Here is a 17,401-nt window from a genome sequence, read left to right on the forward strand (position 1 = left end):
GCTACTGAAACTTCAAGCGCGCAGCGGAGATTCGATAGCGCGGGCGGATCGAGCATTCCCCGCCAACGAGGAAGGGCCCCGCATCCGAGTGGATGCGGGGCCCTTCCTGGTGAGACTCGTGCCTAGCTGTAGTTGCCGGGCGTGAAGTCGTCGGACGAGAAGCTGTCGAAGTCGACGAAGCTCAGGTCACCCTCGGTGAACGACGCGTCATCCGCGAAGATCCGGTTCGGGTAACGCTCGGCCTTGGCCTCTTCCGTCGCCTCGACCGTGACGTTGCGGTACTTCGCAAGTCCGGTTCCGGCGGGGATCAGCTTTCCGATGATCACGTTCTCCTTGAGGCCGACCAGCGGGTCGCGCTTGCCTTCCATGGCGGCCTGCGTGAGAACACGCGTGGTCTCCTGGAACGAAGCAGCCGACAGCCACGACTCGGTCGCGAGCGAAGCCTTGGTGATACCCATGACCTCCTGACGAGCCGAAGCCGTCTTCTTGCCCTCGGCCAGAGCCGCGCGGTTGATCTCGTTGTACTTCGAACGGTCGACCAGCTCGCCGGGGAGCAGGTCGGTGTCACCGTGGTCGACGACGGTCACCTTGCGGAGCATCTGACGAACGATGACCTCGATGTGCTTGTCGTGGATCGGAACACCCTGCGAACGGTAGACGTCCTGCACACCGTTGACGAGCTGCTTCTGCACCTCACGGACACCCTTGACGCGAAGGACTTCCTTCGGGTCGAGAGTACCGACGATGAGCTGCTGTCCGAGCTCGACGTGCTGGCCGTCCTCGACGAGAAGCGTCGAACGCTTCAGCACCGGGTACGCGATGGCCTCGTCGCCGTTGTCGGGCGTGAGGATCACCTTGCGGGCACGGTCGGTGTCCTCGATCGTGATGCGACCGGCGGCCTCGACGATGGGCGACGCACCCTTGGGGGTACGGGCCTCGAAGAGCTCCTGCACGCGGGGAAGACCCTGCGTGATGTCGGCTGCGGATGCGGATCCACCGGTGTGGAAGGTACGCATCGTGAGCTGCGTTCCGGGCTCACCGATCGACTGGGCCGCGATGATGCCCGCGGCCTCACCGATGTCGACGAGCTTGCCGGTCGCGAGCGAACGGCCGTAGCACTTCGCGCAGACACCGACGGCGGACTCGCAGGTGAGCACGGAGCGCACCTTGATCGACTCGACTCCAGCGGCGACGAGCTCGTTGATGAGCACGTCTCCGACGTCGGCGCCGGCAGCGGCGACGACCTCACCGGCGGCGTTGACCGCGTCGGCTGCGAGGTTGCGCGAGTAGACCGAGTTCTCGACGTTGTCGTCGCGAGTCGGCTTGCCGTCGACGAGCACGACGTTTCCGTCGGCGTCGTGGGTGACGATCGCGAGATCGAGGCCCTTGCCGGTGCCGCAGTCCTCTTCGCGGATGATGACATCCTGCGAGACGTCGACGAGTCGACGCGTGAGGTAGCCCGAGTCGGCCGTACGGAGGGCCGTGTCGGCCAGACCCTTACGGGCACCGTGCGTCGCGATGAAGTACTCGGCGACCGAGAGTCCCTCGCGGTAGCTCGAGATGATCGGGCGAGGGATGATCTCACCCTTCGGGTTGTTCACGAGGCCTCGCATACCGGCGATGTTGCGCACCTGCAACCAGTTACCACGAGCACCGGACGTGACCATGCGGTTGATGGTGTTGTCCTCGGGGAAGTTGGCGCGCATGGCGACAGCGACCTCGTCGGTGGCCTTGGTCCAGATCTGGATGAGCTCCTGGCGACGCTCGAGGTCGGTGATGAGACCCTTCTCGAACTGTGCAGTGACCTTGGCGGCCTGCTTCTCGTAACCGGCGACGATCTGCGGCTTGTTCGGCGGGGTCAGGATGTCGCTGAGTGCGACGGTGACACCGGAACGAGTCGCCCAGCGGAAGCCGGCGTCCTTGATGTTGTCGAGAGCTGCGGCAACCTGCACCTTGGGGTACCGCTCGGCGAGGTCGTTGACGATCGCCGAGATGGCGCCCTTGTCGACGACGTCCTCGAAGTACGGGTAGTCGGCGGGCAGGGTCTCGTTGAACAGCGCGCGGCCGAGCGAGGTGTTCACCAGAACGGTGCCCTCCGCCTTGCCGTCGACCAGCTCGACGCCCTCGGGCTGGGTGCCCTCGGCGAAGAACTTGTCGGTCAGACGGATGCGCACCTTGGCGTTCAGGTCGAGCGAGTGCTGGTCGAAGGCGAGGATCGCCTCGGAGACCGAGCTGAACGCACGGCCCTCACCGGTCACGCCCTCCTTGATGGTCGTCAGGTGGTGCAGACCGATGATCATGTCCTGCGTGGGCAGGGTCACCGGGCGGCCGTCCGACGGCTTCAGGATGTTGTTCGACGCGAGCATGAGGATGCGGGCCTCGGCCTGAGCCTCGACCGACAGCGGCAGGTGCACAGCCATCTGGTCACCGTCGAAGTCCGCGTTGAACGCGGCGCAGACGAGCGGGTGCAGCTGGATGGCCTTGCCCTCGACGAGCTGAGGCTCGAAGGCCTGGATGCCGAGACGGTGCAGCGTGGGTGCACGGTTCAGCAGAACCGGACGCTCACGGATGATCTCCTCGAGCACGTCCCAGACCTGCGGACGTGAACGCTCGACCATGCGCTTCGCAGCCTTGATGTTCTGAGCGTGGCTCAGGTCGATCAGGCGCTTGATGACGAACGGCTTGAAGAGCTCCAGCGCCATCTGCTTGGGCAGACCGCACTGGTGCAGCTTCAGCTGCGGACCGACGATGATGACCGAACGGCCCGAGTAGTCGACGCGCTTTCCGAGCAGGTTCTGGCGGAAGCGACCCTGCTTTCCCTTGAGCATGTCGCTCAGGGACTTGAGGGCGCGGTTGCCGGTACCGGTGACGGGGCGACCACGACGGCCGTTGTCGAACAGTGCGTCGACGGCCTCCTGCAGCATCCGCTTCTCGTTGTTCACGATGATCTCGGGAGCACCGAGGTCGAGCAGACGACGCAGACGGTTGTTGCGGTTGATCACACGACGGTAGAGGTCGTTGAGGTCGGAGGTCGCGAAGCGGCCACCGTCGAGCTGCACCATCGGGCGCAGCTCCGGCGGGATGACCGGAACGACGTCGAGCACCATCGCTGCCGGCGAGTTGCCGGTGGCGAGGAAGGAGCTGACGACGCGCAGGCGCTTGATGGCGCGGATCTTCTTCTGACCCTTGCCCTCGGTGATCTGCAGGTGCAGGCTCTCGGCCTCGGCCGCGAGGTCGAAGGCGAGGAGGCGCTTCTTGATGGCCTCGGCGCCCATGTAGGCCTCGAAGTACATGCCGAAGCGGTCCTGCAGCTCGTGGAAGACGCTGTCCTCGGGCTTGAGGTCGCCGACCTTGAGCGTGCGGAAGTCCTCCCAGACGCGCTCGAGGTGGGCGATCTGCTCGTCAGCCGCCTTGCGGGTCTGAGCCATCTCCTTCTCGGCGCCGTCCTTCGTGCGCTTCTTGGCGTCGGACTTGGCTCCCTCGGCCTCGAGGGCCGCGAGGTCCTCTTCGAGCTTGGCGAGGCGTGCCGCGATGCGGGAGTCGCGCTGGTCGCCGAGGGTCTTGATCTCGAGACGGAGCTCGTTCTCCAGACCGGGCATGTCCTGGTGGCGTCCGTCGACATCCACGTCGATCACCATGTAGGCGGCGAAGTAGATGACCTTCTCGAGGTCCTTGGGTGCCATGTCGAGCAGGTAGCCCAAGCGCGAGGGGACGCCCTTGAAGTACCAGATGTGGGTCACGGGAGCGGCGAGCTCGATGTGTCCCATGCGCTCACGACGGACGGAGGACTTGGTGACCTCCACGCCGCAGCGCTCGCACACGATGCCCTTGAACCGGACACGCTTGTACTTGCCGCACGAGCACTCCCAGTCACGGCTCGGTCCGAAGATCTGCTCTCCGAACAGGCCGTCCTTCTCGGGCTTGAGGGTGCGGTAGTTGATGGTTTCGGGCTTCTTGACCTCACCGTACGACCAACGACGGATGTCGTCAGCAGTGGCCAGACCAATACGAAGCTCGTCAAAAGTGGCTGCGTCGAGCAATTTCTCTCCTTGGAAAGTTTCCGAAGTCTTCAATTGGTGAGGTGGCTTAGATCTCGTCGACAGACGACGACTCGAAGCGCGTGGAGATGTTGATGCCCAGCTCCTCTGCGGCACGGAAGACCTCGTCGTCCGTGTCGCGCAGGCTGAACACGCTGCCGTCGGCCGAGAGGACCTCGACGTTCAAGCACAGCGACTGCATCTCCTTGATGAGCACCTTGAAGGACTCGGGGATTCCGGGTTCCTGGATGTTCTCGCCCTTGACGATGGCCTCGTAGACCTTCACGCGGCCGAGGATGTCGTCGGACTTGATGGTGAGGAGCTCCTGCAGGGCGTACGCGGCTCCATAAGCCTCGAGCGCCCAGACCTCCATCTCACCGAAGCGCTGTCCACCGAACTGCGCCTTACCACCGAGCGGCTGCTGGGTGATCATCGAGTACGGACCCGTGGAACGTGCGTGGATCTTGTCGTCGACGAGGTGGTGCAGCTTCAGGATGTACATGTAGCCGACCGAGATGGGCTGCGGGAACGGCTCGCCGGAGCGGCCGTCGAACAGACGCGTCTTTCCGGTGCGGTCGATCAGGCGGTCGCCGTCACGGGTGACCGTGGTCGAGTCGAGCAGACCCTCGATCTCCTCCTCCGAGGCACCGTCGAACACCGGAGTGGCGACCTTGGTGCCCGCGGGAGCCGAGTGGGCGTCCTTCGGGAGCTTCTTGGCCCATGCCGGGTTGCCCTCGACCTTCCAGCCCTGCTTCGCGACCCAACCGAGGTGGGTCTCGAGCACCTGGCCGAAGTTCATTCGACCGGGAATGCCGAGCGGGTTCAGGATGATGTCGACCGGAGTACCGTCGGCGAGGAACGGCATGTCCTCGACCGGCAGGATCTTCGAGATGACGCCCTTGTTGCCGTGACGACCGGCGAGCTTGTCACCCTCGGTGATCTTGCGCTTCTGGGCGATGTAGACGACAACGCGCTGGTTGACGCCCGAGCCGAGCTCGTCGTCGCCGTCCTGCGAGTCGAACACCTTGACACCGATGATGGTGCCCTGCTCACCGTGGGGAACCTTGAGCGACGTGTCGCGAACCTCGCGGCTCTTCTCGTTGAAGATCGCGCGGAGCAGACGCTCCTCGGCGCTCAGTTCGGTCTCGCCCTTCGGCGTGACCTTGCCGACGAGGATGTCGCCGGGGCGAACCTCGGCACCGATGCGGATGATGCCGCGCTCGTCGAGGTCGGCGAGCAGGTCGGGGCTGACGTTGGGGAGGTCACGGGTGATCTCCTCCTTGCCGAGCTTCGTGTCGCGCGCGTCGACGTCGTACTCCTCGATGTGGATCGAGGAGAGCACGTCGTCCTTCACCAGGTTCTGGCTCAGGATGATCGCGTCCTCGAAGTTGTGACCCTCCCACGGCATGAATGCCACGAGGAGGTTCTTTCCGAGGGCGAGCTCGCCGTTGTCGGTCGCAGGTCCGTCGGCGATGACCTCGCCGGCCTCGATCCGGTCACCGGCGTTGACGACGACGCGGTGGTTGTACGACGTGCCCTGGTTGGAGCGGTCGAACTTGCGGAGGTAGTGCGTCTGCGTTCCACCCTCGTCGAGCTGGATGGTGACGAAGTCTGCGGAGACCTCGGCGACCACACCGGACTTGTCGGAGGTGAGCACGTCACCGGCGTCGATGGCCGCGTAGCCCTCCATACCGGTTCCGACGAGCGGGCTGTCGCTGCGGAGCAGGGGGACGGCCTGACGCTGCATGTTCGCACCCATGAGGGCGCGGTTGGCGTCGTCGTGCTCGAGGAACGGGATGAGCGAGGTCGCGACCGACACCATCTGGCGCGGTGAGACGTCCATGTAGCCGATCTCGTCGGCGGGGATCAGGTCGACCTCGCCACCCTTCTTACGGGCGAGGACGCGGTCCTCGGAGAAGTGGCCGTCTGCCTTCAGCGGAGCGTTGGCCTGGGCGACGATGAAGTCGTCCTCCTCCATCGCCGTGAGGTAGTCGATGTCCTCGGTGACCCGCCCGGCGACGACGCGACGGTACGGGGTCTCGATGAAACCGAACGAGTTGATGCGCGCGAACGATGCGAGCGAGCCGATCAGGCCGATGTTCGGGCCTTCCGGGGTCTCGATCGGGCACATGCGGCCGTAGTGCGACGGGTGGACGTCGCGGACCTCGACGCCGGCGCGGTCGCGCGAGAGGCCACCGGGGCCGAGCGCGGAGAGACGGCGCTTGTGGGTCAGACCCGCGAGCGGGTTGTTCTGGTCCATGAACTGCGACAGCTGCGAGGTTCCGAAGAACTCCTTGATCGCGGCGACGACGGGGCGCACGTTGATCAGGGTCTGCGGCGTGATGGCCTCGATGTCCTGCGTGGTCATGCGCTCGCGGACGACGCGCTCCATGCGGGACAGACCGGTGCGCACCTGGTTCTGGATGAGCTCACCCACGGCGCGGATGCGACGGTTGCCGAAGTTGTCGATGTCGTCGGTGTCGAGACGCAGGTCGACTGCCTTGCCGGCACGGTGTCCGGCGAAGGTGGTCTGGCCGTCGTGCAGGGCCACGATGTACTTGATCGTCGCGATGATGTCCTGGACGGTCAGCACCGAGTCGGTCAGCGGGGCCTCGAGGCCGAGCTTGTTGTTGATCTTGTACCGACCGACCTTCGCGAGGTCGTAGCGCTTCGGGTTGAAGTAGAAGTTGTCGAGGAGCGCACGCGCGGCCTCGGCGGCGACCTGCTCGCCCGGACGCAGCTTGCGGTAGATGTCCTTGAGGGCTTCTTCCTTCGTGAGGATGTTGTCCTTCTCGAGGGTCAGCTCGATGGACTGGAAGCCGGCGAACTCCGCCAGGATCTCTTCGCTCGACAGGCCGAGGGCCTTGAGGAAGACGGTGACGCTCTGCTTGCGCTTGCGGTCGATGCGAACGCCGACCTGGTCGCGCTTGTCGATCTCGAACTCGAGCCAGGCACCGCGGCTCGGGATGACGCGAGCCGAGTAGATGTCCTTGTCGGACGTCTTCTCGGGGGTGCGCTCGAAGTAGACGCCCGGCGAGCGGACGAGCTGCGACACGACGACACGCTCGGTGCCGTTGATGACGAACGTGCCCTTGGGGGTCATGAGCGGGAAGTCGCCCATGAAGACCGTCTGGGTCTTGATCTCACCGGTGAGGTGGTTCATGAACTCGGCGTTCACGTAGAGAGGTGCGGAGTAGGTCTTGCCCTTCTCCTTGCACTCGTCGATCGTGTACTTCTCAGGCTCGAGCTCGGGGTTCGAGAAGCTGAGCTGCATGGTCTCGCCGAGGTCCTCGATCGGAGAGATCTCCTCGAAGATCTCCTCCAGACCGGTCTTCTCGGGAAGATCCTTGCGGCCGGCTGCCTGAGCCTCCGCGACGCGTGACTTCCACGCGTCGTTGCCGACCAGCCAGTCGAAGCTCTCCGTCTGCAAAGCGAGCAGATCGGGAACAGTCAGCGTGTCCGTGATCTTGGCGAACGACAAACGCGAAGCGTTACGACCGTTCTTGGGTGAGTTGGTGGTTGCGTTGCGCGCAGCAGCCAAGGAAATAACCTCCGTGGACCCCGTCAGGTCTCGTTACGATCGGTAATGATGGAGTACTCGTAGACCCTCTGATGCGTGGGGACCGGATCTGAGACCCGATCACGCAGAAGCCGACCGCAATATGAAGGCAGAGTGATGTCTAGGAGCGCAAAGAAAAAGCATAACCGGTGGACCACGATATGTCCAGCGGTTTCTTGACCTCTTTTGCTTCTTCCGGTATAACCGCGAGCCGGCCCCGATATTCCCGTACGCCGAGCCGCCCATCCTCGTCGCTACAGCGCCCGGATTCCGGGGGTTTGCCGACGAGAACGGGCGACTCGATCAGCCTGTCGTGAGTCGCTAGGGTCGGAACATGGACCAACGGATGCGGCTCGACGAGGATCCGTTCGTCCCCGGCAGCTTCATCCTGAGCGTCGACGGCATCCGTCAATCGCACGTCGACCCTGCGGATCCGACGCGACTGTTCTTCGAGTACACCCGGCGCATCGGGCACGTCATCGACCTCGTCGCCGACCCCGGCCAGCCGATCCGCGCCCTGCATCTCGGCGGCGGGGCGTTCACCCTGCCCCGGTACGTCGCCGCCACCCGGCCGGGGTCCGAGCAGGTCGTGGTCGAGATCGATCGTGAGCAGACCGACTTCGTGCTCGAACGGATGCCCCTGGCCGACGCCTCCGGGATCTCCATCGTGTTCTCCGACGCGAGGGAGGCCCTGGCGGTGCTCGAGGATGCCGGCGAGATCGCCTTCGACGTGATCATCGTCGACATCTACATCGCACTGGAGTCTCCGGAGTACGTCGGACTCCGCGGGTTCTTCGGCGAGCTCTCCCCATTGCTGGCGCTCGGCGGCGCGATCGTCGTGAACGTGGCAGACGGTCGCTCGCAGATCCAGACCAGGGCGCAGCGTCTCGAACTCGGCCGGGTGGTCGAGGCCACGCTGGCCACGGCGCCGCCGCGAGTGCTGGCCGGCGAGGAGCTCGGCAACATCGTGCTCGTAGGAGCCGACGCAGAGAGCATCGCCGCCTGGGCACCGGAGCTGCAGCAGCGCGGGCCGCATCCTGCGGCCGTCGATCTGGGGTAGGGATCCGCTCGCAGAGGTCCGGACGGAGTCCGCGAGCGACGCGCTTCGGCCGCGGCCTCCGGCGGGCCTCAGCGAGCGAGACGAAACGCTACCGTTGAGGCATGCGCGCCAATCGGGATGACAGTTCGGCCCCGACGCGCACTCTCTCGACCAGCGGCTTCTCGGCCCGTCTGGAGGAGGACCGCCACGAGCCGGGCGTCTGGACCCTCGTCGTCGACGGGACTCCCCAGTCGAGCGTCGACATCGAGCATCCCGAGGTGCTGCACTTCGAGTACGTGCGTCGCATCGGCCACGCCGTCGACCTCGTGGCCCCGGAGGGGCAGCCGATCACGGCCGTGCACCTCGGCGGCGGCGCGCTGACGCTCCCCCGCTACGTGGCCGCGACCCGTCCCGGCTCGCGTCAGCAGGCGGTCGAGCTCGAGAGCGACCTCGTCGACTTCGTCCGGGAGAACCTCCCGTTGCCGCGGAACGCCCAACTGCGCATCCGGCACGGCGACGCCCGTGAGGTGCTCGCCAAGCTGCCGAGCGGCCTGCACGGATCGGTCGACCTGGTGGTCGTCGACATCTTCTCCGGCGCCCGCACACCCGCGCACGTGACCAGCCGGGAGTTCTACGGTCTCATCGCCCCTCTGCTCTCGGCATCCGGAATCGTCGCCGTGAACGTGGCCGACGGTGCCGGCCTCGCCTTCGCCCGCGGCCAGGCCTCGACCCTGCAGAGCGTGTTCCCCCACGTCGCCATCGCCACCGACACCCAGATGCTGAAGGCCAAGCGGTTCGGCAACGTCGTGATGTTCGCATCCGCCGCGGAGTTGCCGTTCGATCGGATGCCCCGACTGCTCGCGGCGGATCCCGCCCACGCCAAGCTCGTCAGCGGCCGCGAGCTCGAGAACTTCATCGCCGGAGCTCCCATCGTGACGGATGCCACCGCCATCCCCTCGCCGCCTCCGGCGCGTTCCATCTTCCTGACCAAGCCCGGCGGACGCTGACCCGGCACGGATCAGCGCGCCGACGACACCTCGGCGAGCACCGCGTGCACCGCGGAGACCACCACGGAACCCTCGCCCACGGCTGACGCCACCCGTTTCACCGAGCCGCGCCGGGCGTCGCCGACGGCGAACAGCCCCGGCACCGACGTCTCGCCCTGGCGTGGTGGGCGCTCGAGCGGCCAGGCGCGCCTGCCACCCTCGGTCAGAACCTCGTCTCCCGTGATGACGAATCCCCAGCGATCGCGCAGCACGGCATCGGGCAGCCAGGCCGTGTGCGGGCTGGCTCCGATGGTGATGAACAGCGCGTCGCTGCGCACCCGCTCCTCACTCCCCGTCGCCACGTCGCGCAGCACGATGTGGTCGAGCCTGTCGGCGCGATCAGCGGAGATCGCCCCGCCCACGACCCGCGCCTGCGTTCTGATCGCCACGCCCGCCTCCTCCAGCTGCCTTACGAGGTAGGCCGACATGCTGTCGGCGAGCTCGCGGCCCCGGATGATGAGGGTGACGGCGTCGGCGTACCGCCCGAGGTGCAATGCCGCCTGCCCGGCCGAGTTCCCGCCACCCACCACGTGCACGATGCGTCCGGCCTGCGCCCTCGCCTCCACCGCCGCTGCACCGTAGAAGACGGCCGTCCCCACGTAGGGAGAGAGCGGCCCGAGGTCGATGCGCCGGTACGTGACGCCGGTCGCGAGCACGACGGAGCGAGCCAGCACGGCATCATCGGGAGCGATGGCGATACGGAAGCCGTGCGGCACCATCTCGAGACCGACGGCCTCTCGGGTCAGGGCGAACCTGGCGCCGAAGACCCACGCCTGCTGGTAGGAGCGCTGGGCCAGATCCGATCCCGAGATGCCGCGCTCGAACCCGAGGTAGTTGCGGATGAGCGAACTCGAACCGGCCTGGCCGCCGACCGGCCCCCGTTCCACCACGAGGGTGCGCAGCCCTTCGGATGCCGCGTAGACCGCGGCGGCGAGACCGGCAGGGCCGGCGCCGATGATGGCGACGTCGACCTCCTCCGATGGCACGTCGGTGCTGAACGCGAACGCCCGGGCCAGCTCCGTGTCCGTCGGGTCGACAACGTCTCGTCCGTCGACCAGCCGCACGACGACGGATTCCGGGTCTGGTGATGACGGGCCCGGTTCCTCCACCGCGTGACCGATGCCGAACCTCGCCAGCTGAGCGATGACCTGATGGGTGCGCGGGTCGGCGGTCCGGCCGATCACGGTGACGGATGCCGTGGTGGACGCCACCACTCCGGCTCGTTGCCACTCGAGCAGGAACTCGGTGATGCGGCGGTGGAACGCCTCGTCCGGCGAGCGCAGCGGACGCACGACGTAGTAGTGGATCTCGATCGCCGACATCAGCCTGTACACGGCATCGGCGAGCGCGGGTTCGTCCCAGCTTCCCCACTCGATGAGAAGGCAGCGCCTCACCTCGGGGAAGAGCTGCCGAGCGATGGCGAACAGGCTGGGCCGGCCGGCGGCCGTCGGCGCCACCTCATCGCTGAGGAGCAGTGCCACGGTGCTGCCGGCTGCGTCGATGTCGTGAAGAGCCGAGGCTGCGGCATCCGTCGTCTCGGCGCTCACCACCCTGTAGTCCCCGGCGTAGCGATTCTCGATCTCGCGCACGACGTCGGCGCGGGCTGCGGCATCGGAGATGCCGAGCAGGATGACGGGCTCGGTCGCACTGTTCCGTTGCGTGTCCATGACGCCTCCCGGGGCATGGCCGATCACGATGTTGCGTGTCACAGAGGAGTGTACTCAGCACGCGCACCGGCCTCGACTCTGGACGCGATGCGGTCTGCGAGATCAGACTGTGCTGCATGACCCCCAGAGCGGGACGCATCCGTACACCCGACCAACGCCTCCGCGTCTTCGTGAGCTCGACCCTCCAGGAGCTCGCAGCGGAGCGTCGAGCCGCGCGTTCCGCGATCGAAGACCTGCGGATGGCGCCCGTCATGTTCGAGCTCGGCGCGAGGCCGCATCCGCCCCGAGATCTCTACCGCGCCTACCTGGAGCAGAGCGATGTCTTCGTCGGCATCTACTGGGAGCGCTACGGCTGGGTCGCGCCGGAGGAGCAGGTGTCGGGTCTCGAGGACGAGTACAACCTCGCGCCGACCGCGATGCCGAAGCTCATCTACATCAGGCACTCGGCGGAACTGGAGCCGCGCCTGGCCGAGTTGCTCGACCGCATCCGATCCGATGACACCGCCTCGTACAAGTCGTTCAGCACCGCGGAGGAGCTCGGCGAATACCTGCGGGGCGATCTGGCGACGCTGCTGGCCGAGCGCTTCGATGCCAGCCGCGCGCCGGCTGCCGCGGCGCCGGGGGCGGCAGGGTCGCCTCCCGAGTCCCGGCTCACCAGGCTTCCATCTCCCCTGACGGAGCTGATCGGCCGCCACCGCGAGATCGAGGAGGTCGTCGACCTGGTCGCCGGGGCCGGCGCCAGGCTGGTGACGATCATCGGACCGGGAGGCATCGGCAAGAGCCGGGTGGCCATCGATGCCGCCGAACACCTGGCGGAACGGTTCGCCGGCCACGTCGTGTTCGTCGATCTCGCAGCGGCGACCCAACCCTCCCTCGTCATCGCCGCGATGGCCCAGGCTCTCGGCGTGCGCGACACCGGTGACGCCCCGCTGGCCGACAAGATCACCATGGCGCTCGGAGGACGGCAGAGCCTGCTCGTGCTCGACAACTTCGAGCAGGTCCTCGATGCCGCGCCTCTCCTGTCCCGCCTGCTCTCCGACATCCCCGGGCTCAGCTTCATCGTCACCAGCCGATCGCTGCTGCGGGTCTCGGGCGAGCACGCCTACGAGCTGAGCCCGCTGGCGGTGCCGGATGCCGCCGACATCGGCGATCTCGCCAGGCTCATCGCCGTGCCGTCGGTCGCGCTCTTCGTCGCCCGCGTGCGCGCGGTCAAGCCGGACTTCGAGCTGACCGAGGGGAACGCGGCGGCCGTCGCCGGAATCTGCACCGCCCTGGACGGCGTACCGCTGGCCCTCGAACTCGCCGCCGCCCGCGCCAGAGTGCTCGGTCCGAAAGCGATGCTGAAGCGCCTCGATCGCCAACTCCCCCTCCTCGTCGAGGGGGTCCGCGACCTGCCGGAACGCCAACGCACCCTGCGCGGCACCATCGAGTGGAGCACCAGACTGCTGGGCGAGGCGGAGAACGCTCTGCTGGCCAGGCTCGGCGTCTTCGCCGGCGACTTCTCCCTCGACGCCGCCGAAGCGGTCCACGCCGAGACCGGCGGCGGCTCGGACGCCGTGACACTGCTCGGCGCCCTGGTCGACAGTAGCCTCGTGCGTCAGCGAGAAAGCGACGACGTCTCGCTGTTCTCCCTTCTCAGCACGGTGCGGGAGTACGCCCTGGAACGGCTGGAGGCCGAGGGAACGCTGCCGGCCGCCCAACGTGCGCATGCCGACTACTACCGCGTGCTGAGCGAGGAGATGAGCGGCTCTCTCACCGGGAGGCTCCAGGCGGAGAGCGTGCGCGGGCTCGCCCGGGAGTACGACAACCTGAGGGCCGCCATCCGGTACCTCATCGACGCCGGGGAGTTCGACGCAGCAGCCGGATTCGCCTGGAACCTCTACATCTTCTGGTGGGTCGACGGCCATCTCGGCGAGGTGCGCGGGTGGATGAGCGAGGTCCTGGGGGCGGATGCCGCCCTCTCGGACCGGACGAAGGCCACGGCGCTCTACTACAGCTGCGCCATCGTGTTCTGGCAGGACCCGGACGAGGTCATCCTCCCCGGCCTCACCGAGAGCGCCGAGCTGTTCAGCAGGTCGGGAGACCCATCGGGATCCGCGCTCGCGTTGATCTCACTGGCCCTCGCCCTGCTCTCGGCCCAGGAGCCGGATCCCGCCCGGGCCGACGAGGCCCTCGAGACCAGCCTCGGGCAGTTCCGCGACGCTCGCTTCCGATGGGGAGAGGCCATGGCACTCGTCACGCTCGGCCGGGTCGCCCTGCTCGCCCGCAAGGAGCACGCCGCCCTCAACCGGTTCGAGGAGAGCCTCGCGCTCGCCGAGTCGGAACGCGACGACCTCGGCATCGCGATCGCACTGCACCACCTGGGATGGGCTCACCTCCTGCTCGGGTCGATCGAGCACGCCAGGCACTGCTTCGAACGGAGCCTGGCGGTCTCGGCCGGACTCGGACACGACGAGGGAGTGGCGTACGGCCTCGAGGGGCTCGTGGCCATCGCGGCCGCGGCGAGAGACATCGACCGCGCCGGCCGCCTCGCCGGAGCCGCCAGAATCCTCCGGGAACGCAGCGGCCTGTACAACGCGCCCACCTTCAGCTTCCACGAGGCCTACCTCGCACCCATCCGCGCCTCGGATGCCGCCCCCGCGCTCGCCGCAGCCGTCGCCGAGGGCGAGCGGATGACGGCCGAGACGGCCACCGACTACGCGCTCGCGCCAGCATCCGGGGCGCCAGGTCCCGAGGCCGCGCCAGGTCGCGAGGCCACGCCATGAGCGAGGCCACGCCATGAGCACCGAGCAGCGGCGTGGATCGGCGAATGAGGCGTCGACCGGGAGGCTGCCACCGGTTCGCGACGATCGGATCCTTCCGTTCACCTGGTGGCTCTCGCTCGCGATCATCCCGTTCCTCGTCGTGGCGAGCGTGCTGCTCTACCTGCTGCCCGGCAGCACCGACCAGACCTTCGCCTGGACCATCCAACCCGACATCACCGCGATGTTCCTCGGCTGCGCCTACCTCGGCGGCATCTGGTTCTTCCTGCAGGTGTTCCGGGTGGGGAAGTGGCACCGCATCAGCCACGGCCTGCCCGCGGTGTTCGTCTTCGCCACGCTCCTCAGCATCGCGACCTTCCTGCACTGGGACAGGTTCCACTTCGGCCACATCTCGTTCATCACCTGGGTGACGCTCTACGTCACCACGCCGGTTCTCGTGTTGGCGGCCGGCCTCCTCAACCGCCGCACCGACCCGAGGACGCCCGACCGGTTGGACGCCGTGATCCCGGGCGCCGTGCGAGCCCTCCTCGTCGTCGTGGGCGTGTCGGCCTTCGTCACGGGCGCCGTGCTGTTCGCCTTCCCGAATCTGCTCCTCGGCGCCTGGGCCTGGGAGGTCACCCCGCTCACCGCCCGGGTCGTGGGGGCCGTGCTCACGTTGCCGGGCACCGTGAACATCTGGATGCTGCGCGACGCGAGGTGGAGCGCCTTCCGCTGGGTGTTCCAGGCGCAGATCGTGAGCCTCGTGTTCATCGTGCTCGCTCTCGTGCTGCGCTGGGACGACCTCGTCTGGGAGCATCCGGCAGCCTGGGCGTTCACCATCGGCATCGGGTTCTCCCTCGTCGCCTACGTCGCCTTCTTCCTGCTCATGGATCGGCGACGCTTCACCGCTCCCGCAACCTGAAGGCATTCCTTCGGGCAGGCCTGCAGCGGCGCGGACAGACGCGCCGAGGTTCCTTCACACGGTGGAGCGTGCGTGACGGAAGCGCACCTTCTGCCCGGGCCTCAGCTGGGCGAAGGCGTCGACGGAGGCATCGGCCACGACGGCGATCACCGGGTATCCACCCGTCACCGGATGGTCGGCCAACAGCACCGTCGGCTGTCCGGATGGCGGCACCTGCACCGAGCCCGTGAGCATGCCCTCGCTGGGGAGTTCGTCGTGACCGCTGCGCTCGAGCACGGGTCCGGTGAGCCGCAGTCCGATGCGGTTCGACTCGGCCGACACCGACCACTCCTCCTCGAAGAACGCGGCGACGGCTGCAGGCACGAAGGTGTCGGCGCGCGGACCGGTGTGCGCCCGGATGTCGACTGCGGCGTCCGTCGGCGCCCAGAGCGTGAGCGGGTCGAGTGCCGGGATGGGAACGGATGCGGCGTCGCCGACGTGGATCCGATCGCCGGCGGCCAGTGGGGCGGGTCCGAGCCCCGAGAGCGTGTCCGTCGAGGAGGAACCGAGCACCGCGGTCGTCTCGATGCCGCCGCGCACAGCGAGGTAATACCGCAGGCCGTGCTCCGCCGTGCCGAATTGGAGCACGCTGCCGGATGCCGCCGGTATGGCGGCGTCGAGGCTGATGGTTCGCCCGTCGAGCCGCACCGGCCCCCACGCTCCCGTCACGGAGAACCAGATCGGCTCCCCGACACGCAGCCTGAGTCCGCCCACGGTCACCTCGAGGCCGGGAGCGCCCTCCGGATTGCCGACGAGGCGATTCGCCAGCCGGAGCGACCCCCGGTCCAGGGCGCCGGAGGCTCCGACGCCGAGGTGGGCGAAGCCCGGCCGCCCGAGGTCCTGAACGAGGCTCAGGGGACCGGCCTCCATGACCGTGATCGAGGGCGTCACGTCACAGCCTCGAATCTCACCGTGCCGCCCGGAACGAGAAGTGCCGGCGACATGGCGTCACTGTCCCACAGCACGGCCTCTGTCGTTCCGATGAGCTGCCAGCCGCCGGGGCTGCTGCGCGGATACACGCCGCCGAACTCGCCGGCGAGACCGACCGAGCCCGCGGGAACCAGCGTTCGAGGACTCGCCAGACGCGGCACGTCGTGAGTCCACTGCGTACTCGTGAGATAGCCGAAGCCCGGCGCGAAGCCGGTGAAGGCCACGCGCCAGGTGGCGGCGACATGGCGCTCGATCAGGTCCGCCGGGCGCAGGCCGAGCACCGTGGCCACCGATTCGAGGTCCGGCCCGTCGTAGCGCACCGGGATCACGACGGGCGCGAGTGTCGGCGCGGCTGCATCGGCCGGTCGAGCCGTTGCAGCGCGCATGATCCAGCGGCGCGCCTCGGAGAGCGTCAGCTGCGCCGGATCGACGGTGACGAGCACCGTCCTGGCCGCGGGCACCAGGTCGATGACGCCGCTGGGTCTCGACAGCTCCAGCGCCTCGTGCAGGGCCAGGACGGCGTCGAGCGACTCGAGCTCGACGAGCAGCGCCCTGTCGCCTGTCGGGAGGAAGCGCAGGGAGGCCTCCGCGACGGGAGGGGCGGCATCCGGTGGACTCATGCGAACGACCCGACCTCGACGTCGGCCCCGGCCAGCGCCTCCCGGACGGCTGCGGCGAGCGCCGGCGCTCCGGGGGTGTCACCGTGCAGGCACAGCGACGACGCGCGCAAGGGGATGCGGGTGCCATCGGTGGCGAGGACGCCCCGGCCCGTGGCGATCGCGACGGCTCGTTCTGCGACGAGGTCGGCGTCGTCGATGAGAGCGCGCGGCAGCGATCGCGGTGCGAGGGAGCCGTCGGGGAGGTAGGCACGATCGGCGAAAGCCTCCGTGAAGTAGGCGACCCCCTGAGCGACCGCCGCCCGCTCCAGGGCGCTGCGCGGCATGCCGAGGACTGCGGCGTCACCGCCATCGGCCAGCACCCTGCAGAACAGCTGCGCCAGATGATCGTCGACCTGCAGGCGGTTGTAGAGCGCTCCATGCGGCTTCACGTAGGCCATGGCCCCACCGGCCTCGGCTGCGGCGTGGCGCACCGAGCGGATCTGCACATCCCATTCGGCCATGAGCGTCGAGTCAGCGGCCTCCACCGCTCGCCGCCCGAAGCCCTCGCGGTCGTTGTACGACGGATGCGCTCCGATGGCCACCCCGTTCGCCACGGCCAGGCGGCAGCTCTCGGCGATCGTCTCGGCGTCCCCGGCGTGGAAACCGCAGGCGATGTTGGCACTCGAGATGAGCGGGAAGAGCGCGGCATCATCGCCGAGCCCCTCGCCGAGATCGCAGTTGAGATCGATGGTGTCGCCCACGTCTCCCATTCTGGCCACTCGCGTTGCACCGGCGCGACCCGCAGACTGGAGGGGGAGGCAG

General features: G+C 67.8%; 10 protein-coding genes. 4 read left to right on the top strand and 6 right to left on the bottom strand.

All coding sequences use genetic code 11. The annotated features are described in order from the left end of the window. Positions 1-122 precede the first annotated feature (122 nt). Together ASC59_RS09710 and rpoB are read right to left on the bottom strand one after the other, a co-directional pair. Positions 123-4,040 (bottom strand): DNA-directed RNA polymerase subunit beta', encoded by a 3,918-nt coding sequence (locus ASC59_RS09710; RefSeq protein ID WP_055821447.1) that lies wholly within the window; start codon positions 4,038-4,040, stop codon positions 123-125. A gap of 46 nt (positions 4,041-4,086) precedes the next feature. Continuing rightward, positions 4,087-7,578, bottom strand: coding sequence for a DNA-directed RNA polymerase subunit beta (gene rpoB / locus ASC59_RS09715; RefSeq protein WP_055821450.1), 3,492 nt, complete (start codon positions 7,576-7,578; stop codon positions 4,087-4,089). 352 nt (positions 7,579-7,930) lie between these two features. On the opposite strand from rpoB, the gene ASC59_RS09720 reads away from it, so the two are divergent. Both ASC59_RS09720 and ASC59_RS09725 read left to right on the top strand, forming a co-directional pair. Beyond that, a complete protein-coding gene (locus tag ASC59_RS09720) occupies positions 7,931-8,656 on the top strand; it encodes a spermidine synthase (RefSeq protein ID WP_157487976.1) in 726 nt (241 codons plus the stop codon). A 101-nt stretch (positions 8,657-8,757) separates the two neighbouring features. After that, a complete protein-coding gene (locus ASC59_RS09725; RefSeq protein ID WP_055821456.1) occupies positions 8,758-9,642 on the top strand; it encodes a spermidine synthase in 885 nt (294 codons plus the stop codon). 11 nt (positions 9,643-9,653) lie between these two features. On the opposite strand, the gene ASC59_RS09730 is transcribed toward ASC59_RS09725, so the two are convergent. Further along, the gene (locus ASC59_RS09730; RefSeq protein ID WP_055821459.1) at positions 9,654-11,390 is read right to left on the bottom strand and encodes an FAD-dependent oxidoreductase; all 1,737 of its coding nucleotides are present in this window, start codon (positions 11,388-11,390) and stop codon (positions 9,654-9,656) included. A gap of 74 nt (positions 11,391-11,464) precedes the next feature. Here ASC59_RS09730 and ASC59_RS09735 point away from each other — a divergent pair, with 74 nt between their 5' ends. After that, the gene (locus tag ASC59_RS09735) at positions 11,465-14,113 is read left to right on the top strand and encodes a DUF4062 domain-containing protein (protein WP_055821462.1); all 2,649 of its coding nucleotides are present in this window, start codon (positions 11,465-11,467) and stop codon (positions 14,111-14,113) included. Between the two features lie 13 nt (positions 14,114-14,126). After that, positions 14,127-15,011, top strand: a complete 885-nt coding sequence (locus tag ASC59_RS09740) for a hypothetical protein (RefSeq protein WP_235492644.1) — start codon at positions 14,127-14,129, stop codon at positions 15,009-15,011. Positions 15,012-15,065: 54 nt separating this feature from the next. Here ASC59_RS09740 and ASC59_RS09745 read toward each other — a convergent pair whose 3' ends face one another. Genes ASC59_RS09745 through ASC59_RS09755 form a run of 3 tightly spaced genes read right to left on the bottom strand, consistent with a single transcriptional unit; the run spans position 15,066 to position 17,340 of the window. Further along, positions 15,066-15,941, bottom strand: coding sequence for a biotin-dependent carboxyltransferase family protein (locus tag ASC59_RS09745; protein ID WP_235492645.1), 876 nt, complete (start codon positions 15,939-15,941; stop codon positions 15,066-15,068). After that, complete coding sequence (locus tag ASC59_RS09750) at positions 15,938-16,600, bottom strand: 5-oxoprolinase subunit B family protein (protein WP_055821464.1); 663 nt, start codon at positions 16,598-16,600, stop codon at positions 15,938-15,940. The genes ASC59_RS09745 and ASC59_RS09750 overlap by 4 nt, the downstream gene beginning before the upstream one ends. After that, positions 16,597-17,340, bottom strand: coding sequence for a LamB/YcsF family protein (locus ASC59_RS09755; RefSeq protein WP_235492646.1), 744 nt, complete (start codon positions 17,338-17,340; stop codon positions 16,597-16,599). Before ASC59_RS09755 ends, ASC59_RS09750 begins: the two co-directional genes overlap by 4 nt. Positions 17,341-17,401: the final 61 nt, after the last annotated feature.

Origin of the sequence: Leifsonia sp. Root1293, from assembly GCF_001425325.1 — a bacterium.
Lineage (GTDB): Bacteria > Actinomycetota > Actinomycetes > Actinomycetales > Microbacteriaceae > Orlajensenia.

Excerpts from the sequence above, each read along its gene's own strand:
- ASC59_RS09720 (WP_157487976.1), top strand. The coding sequence starts at position 7,931 with ATGGACCAACGGATGCGGCTCGACGAGGATCCGTTCGTCCCCGGCAGC.
- ASC59_RS09725 (WP_055821456.1), top strand. The coding sequence starts at position 8,758 with ATGCGCGCCAATCGGGATGACAGTTCGGCCCCGACGCGCACTCTCTCG.
- ASC59_RS09735 (WP_055821462.1), top strand. The coding sequence starts at position 11,465 with ATGACCCCCAGAGCGGGACGCATCCGTACACCCGACCAACGCCTCCGC.
- ASC59_RS09740 (WP_235492644.1), top strand. The coding sequence starts at position 14,127 with ATGAGCACCGAGCAGCGGCGTGGATCGGCGAATGAGGCGTCGACCGGG.
- ASC59_RS09750 (WP_055821464.1), bottom strand. The coding sequence starts at position 16,600 with ATGAGTCCACCGGATGCCGCCCCTCCCGTCGCGGAGGCCTCCCTGCGC.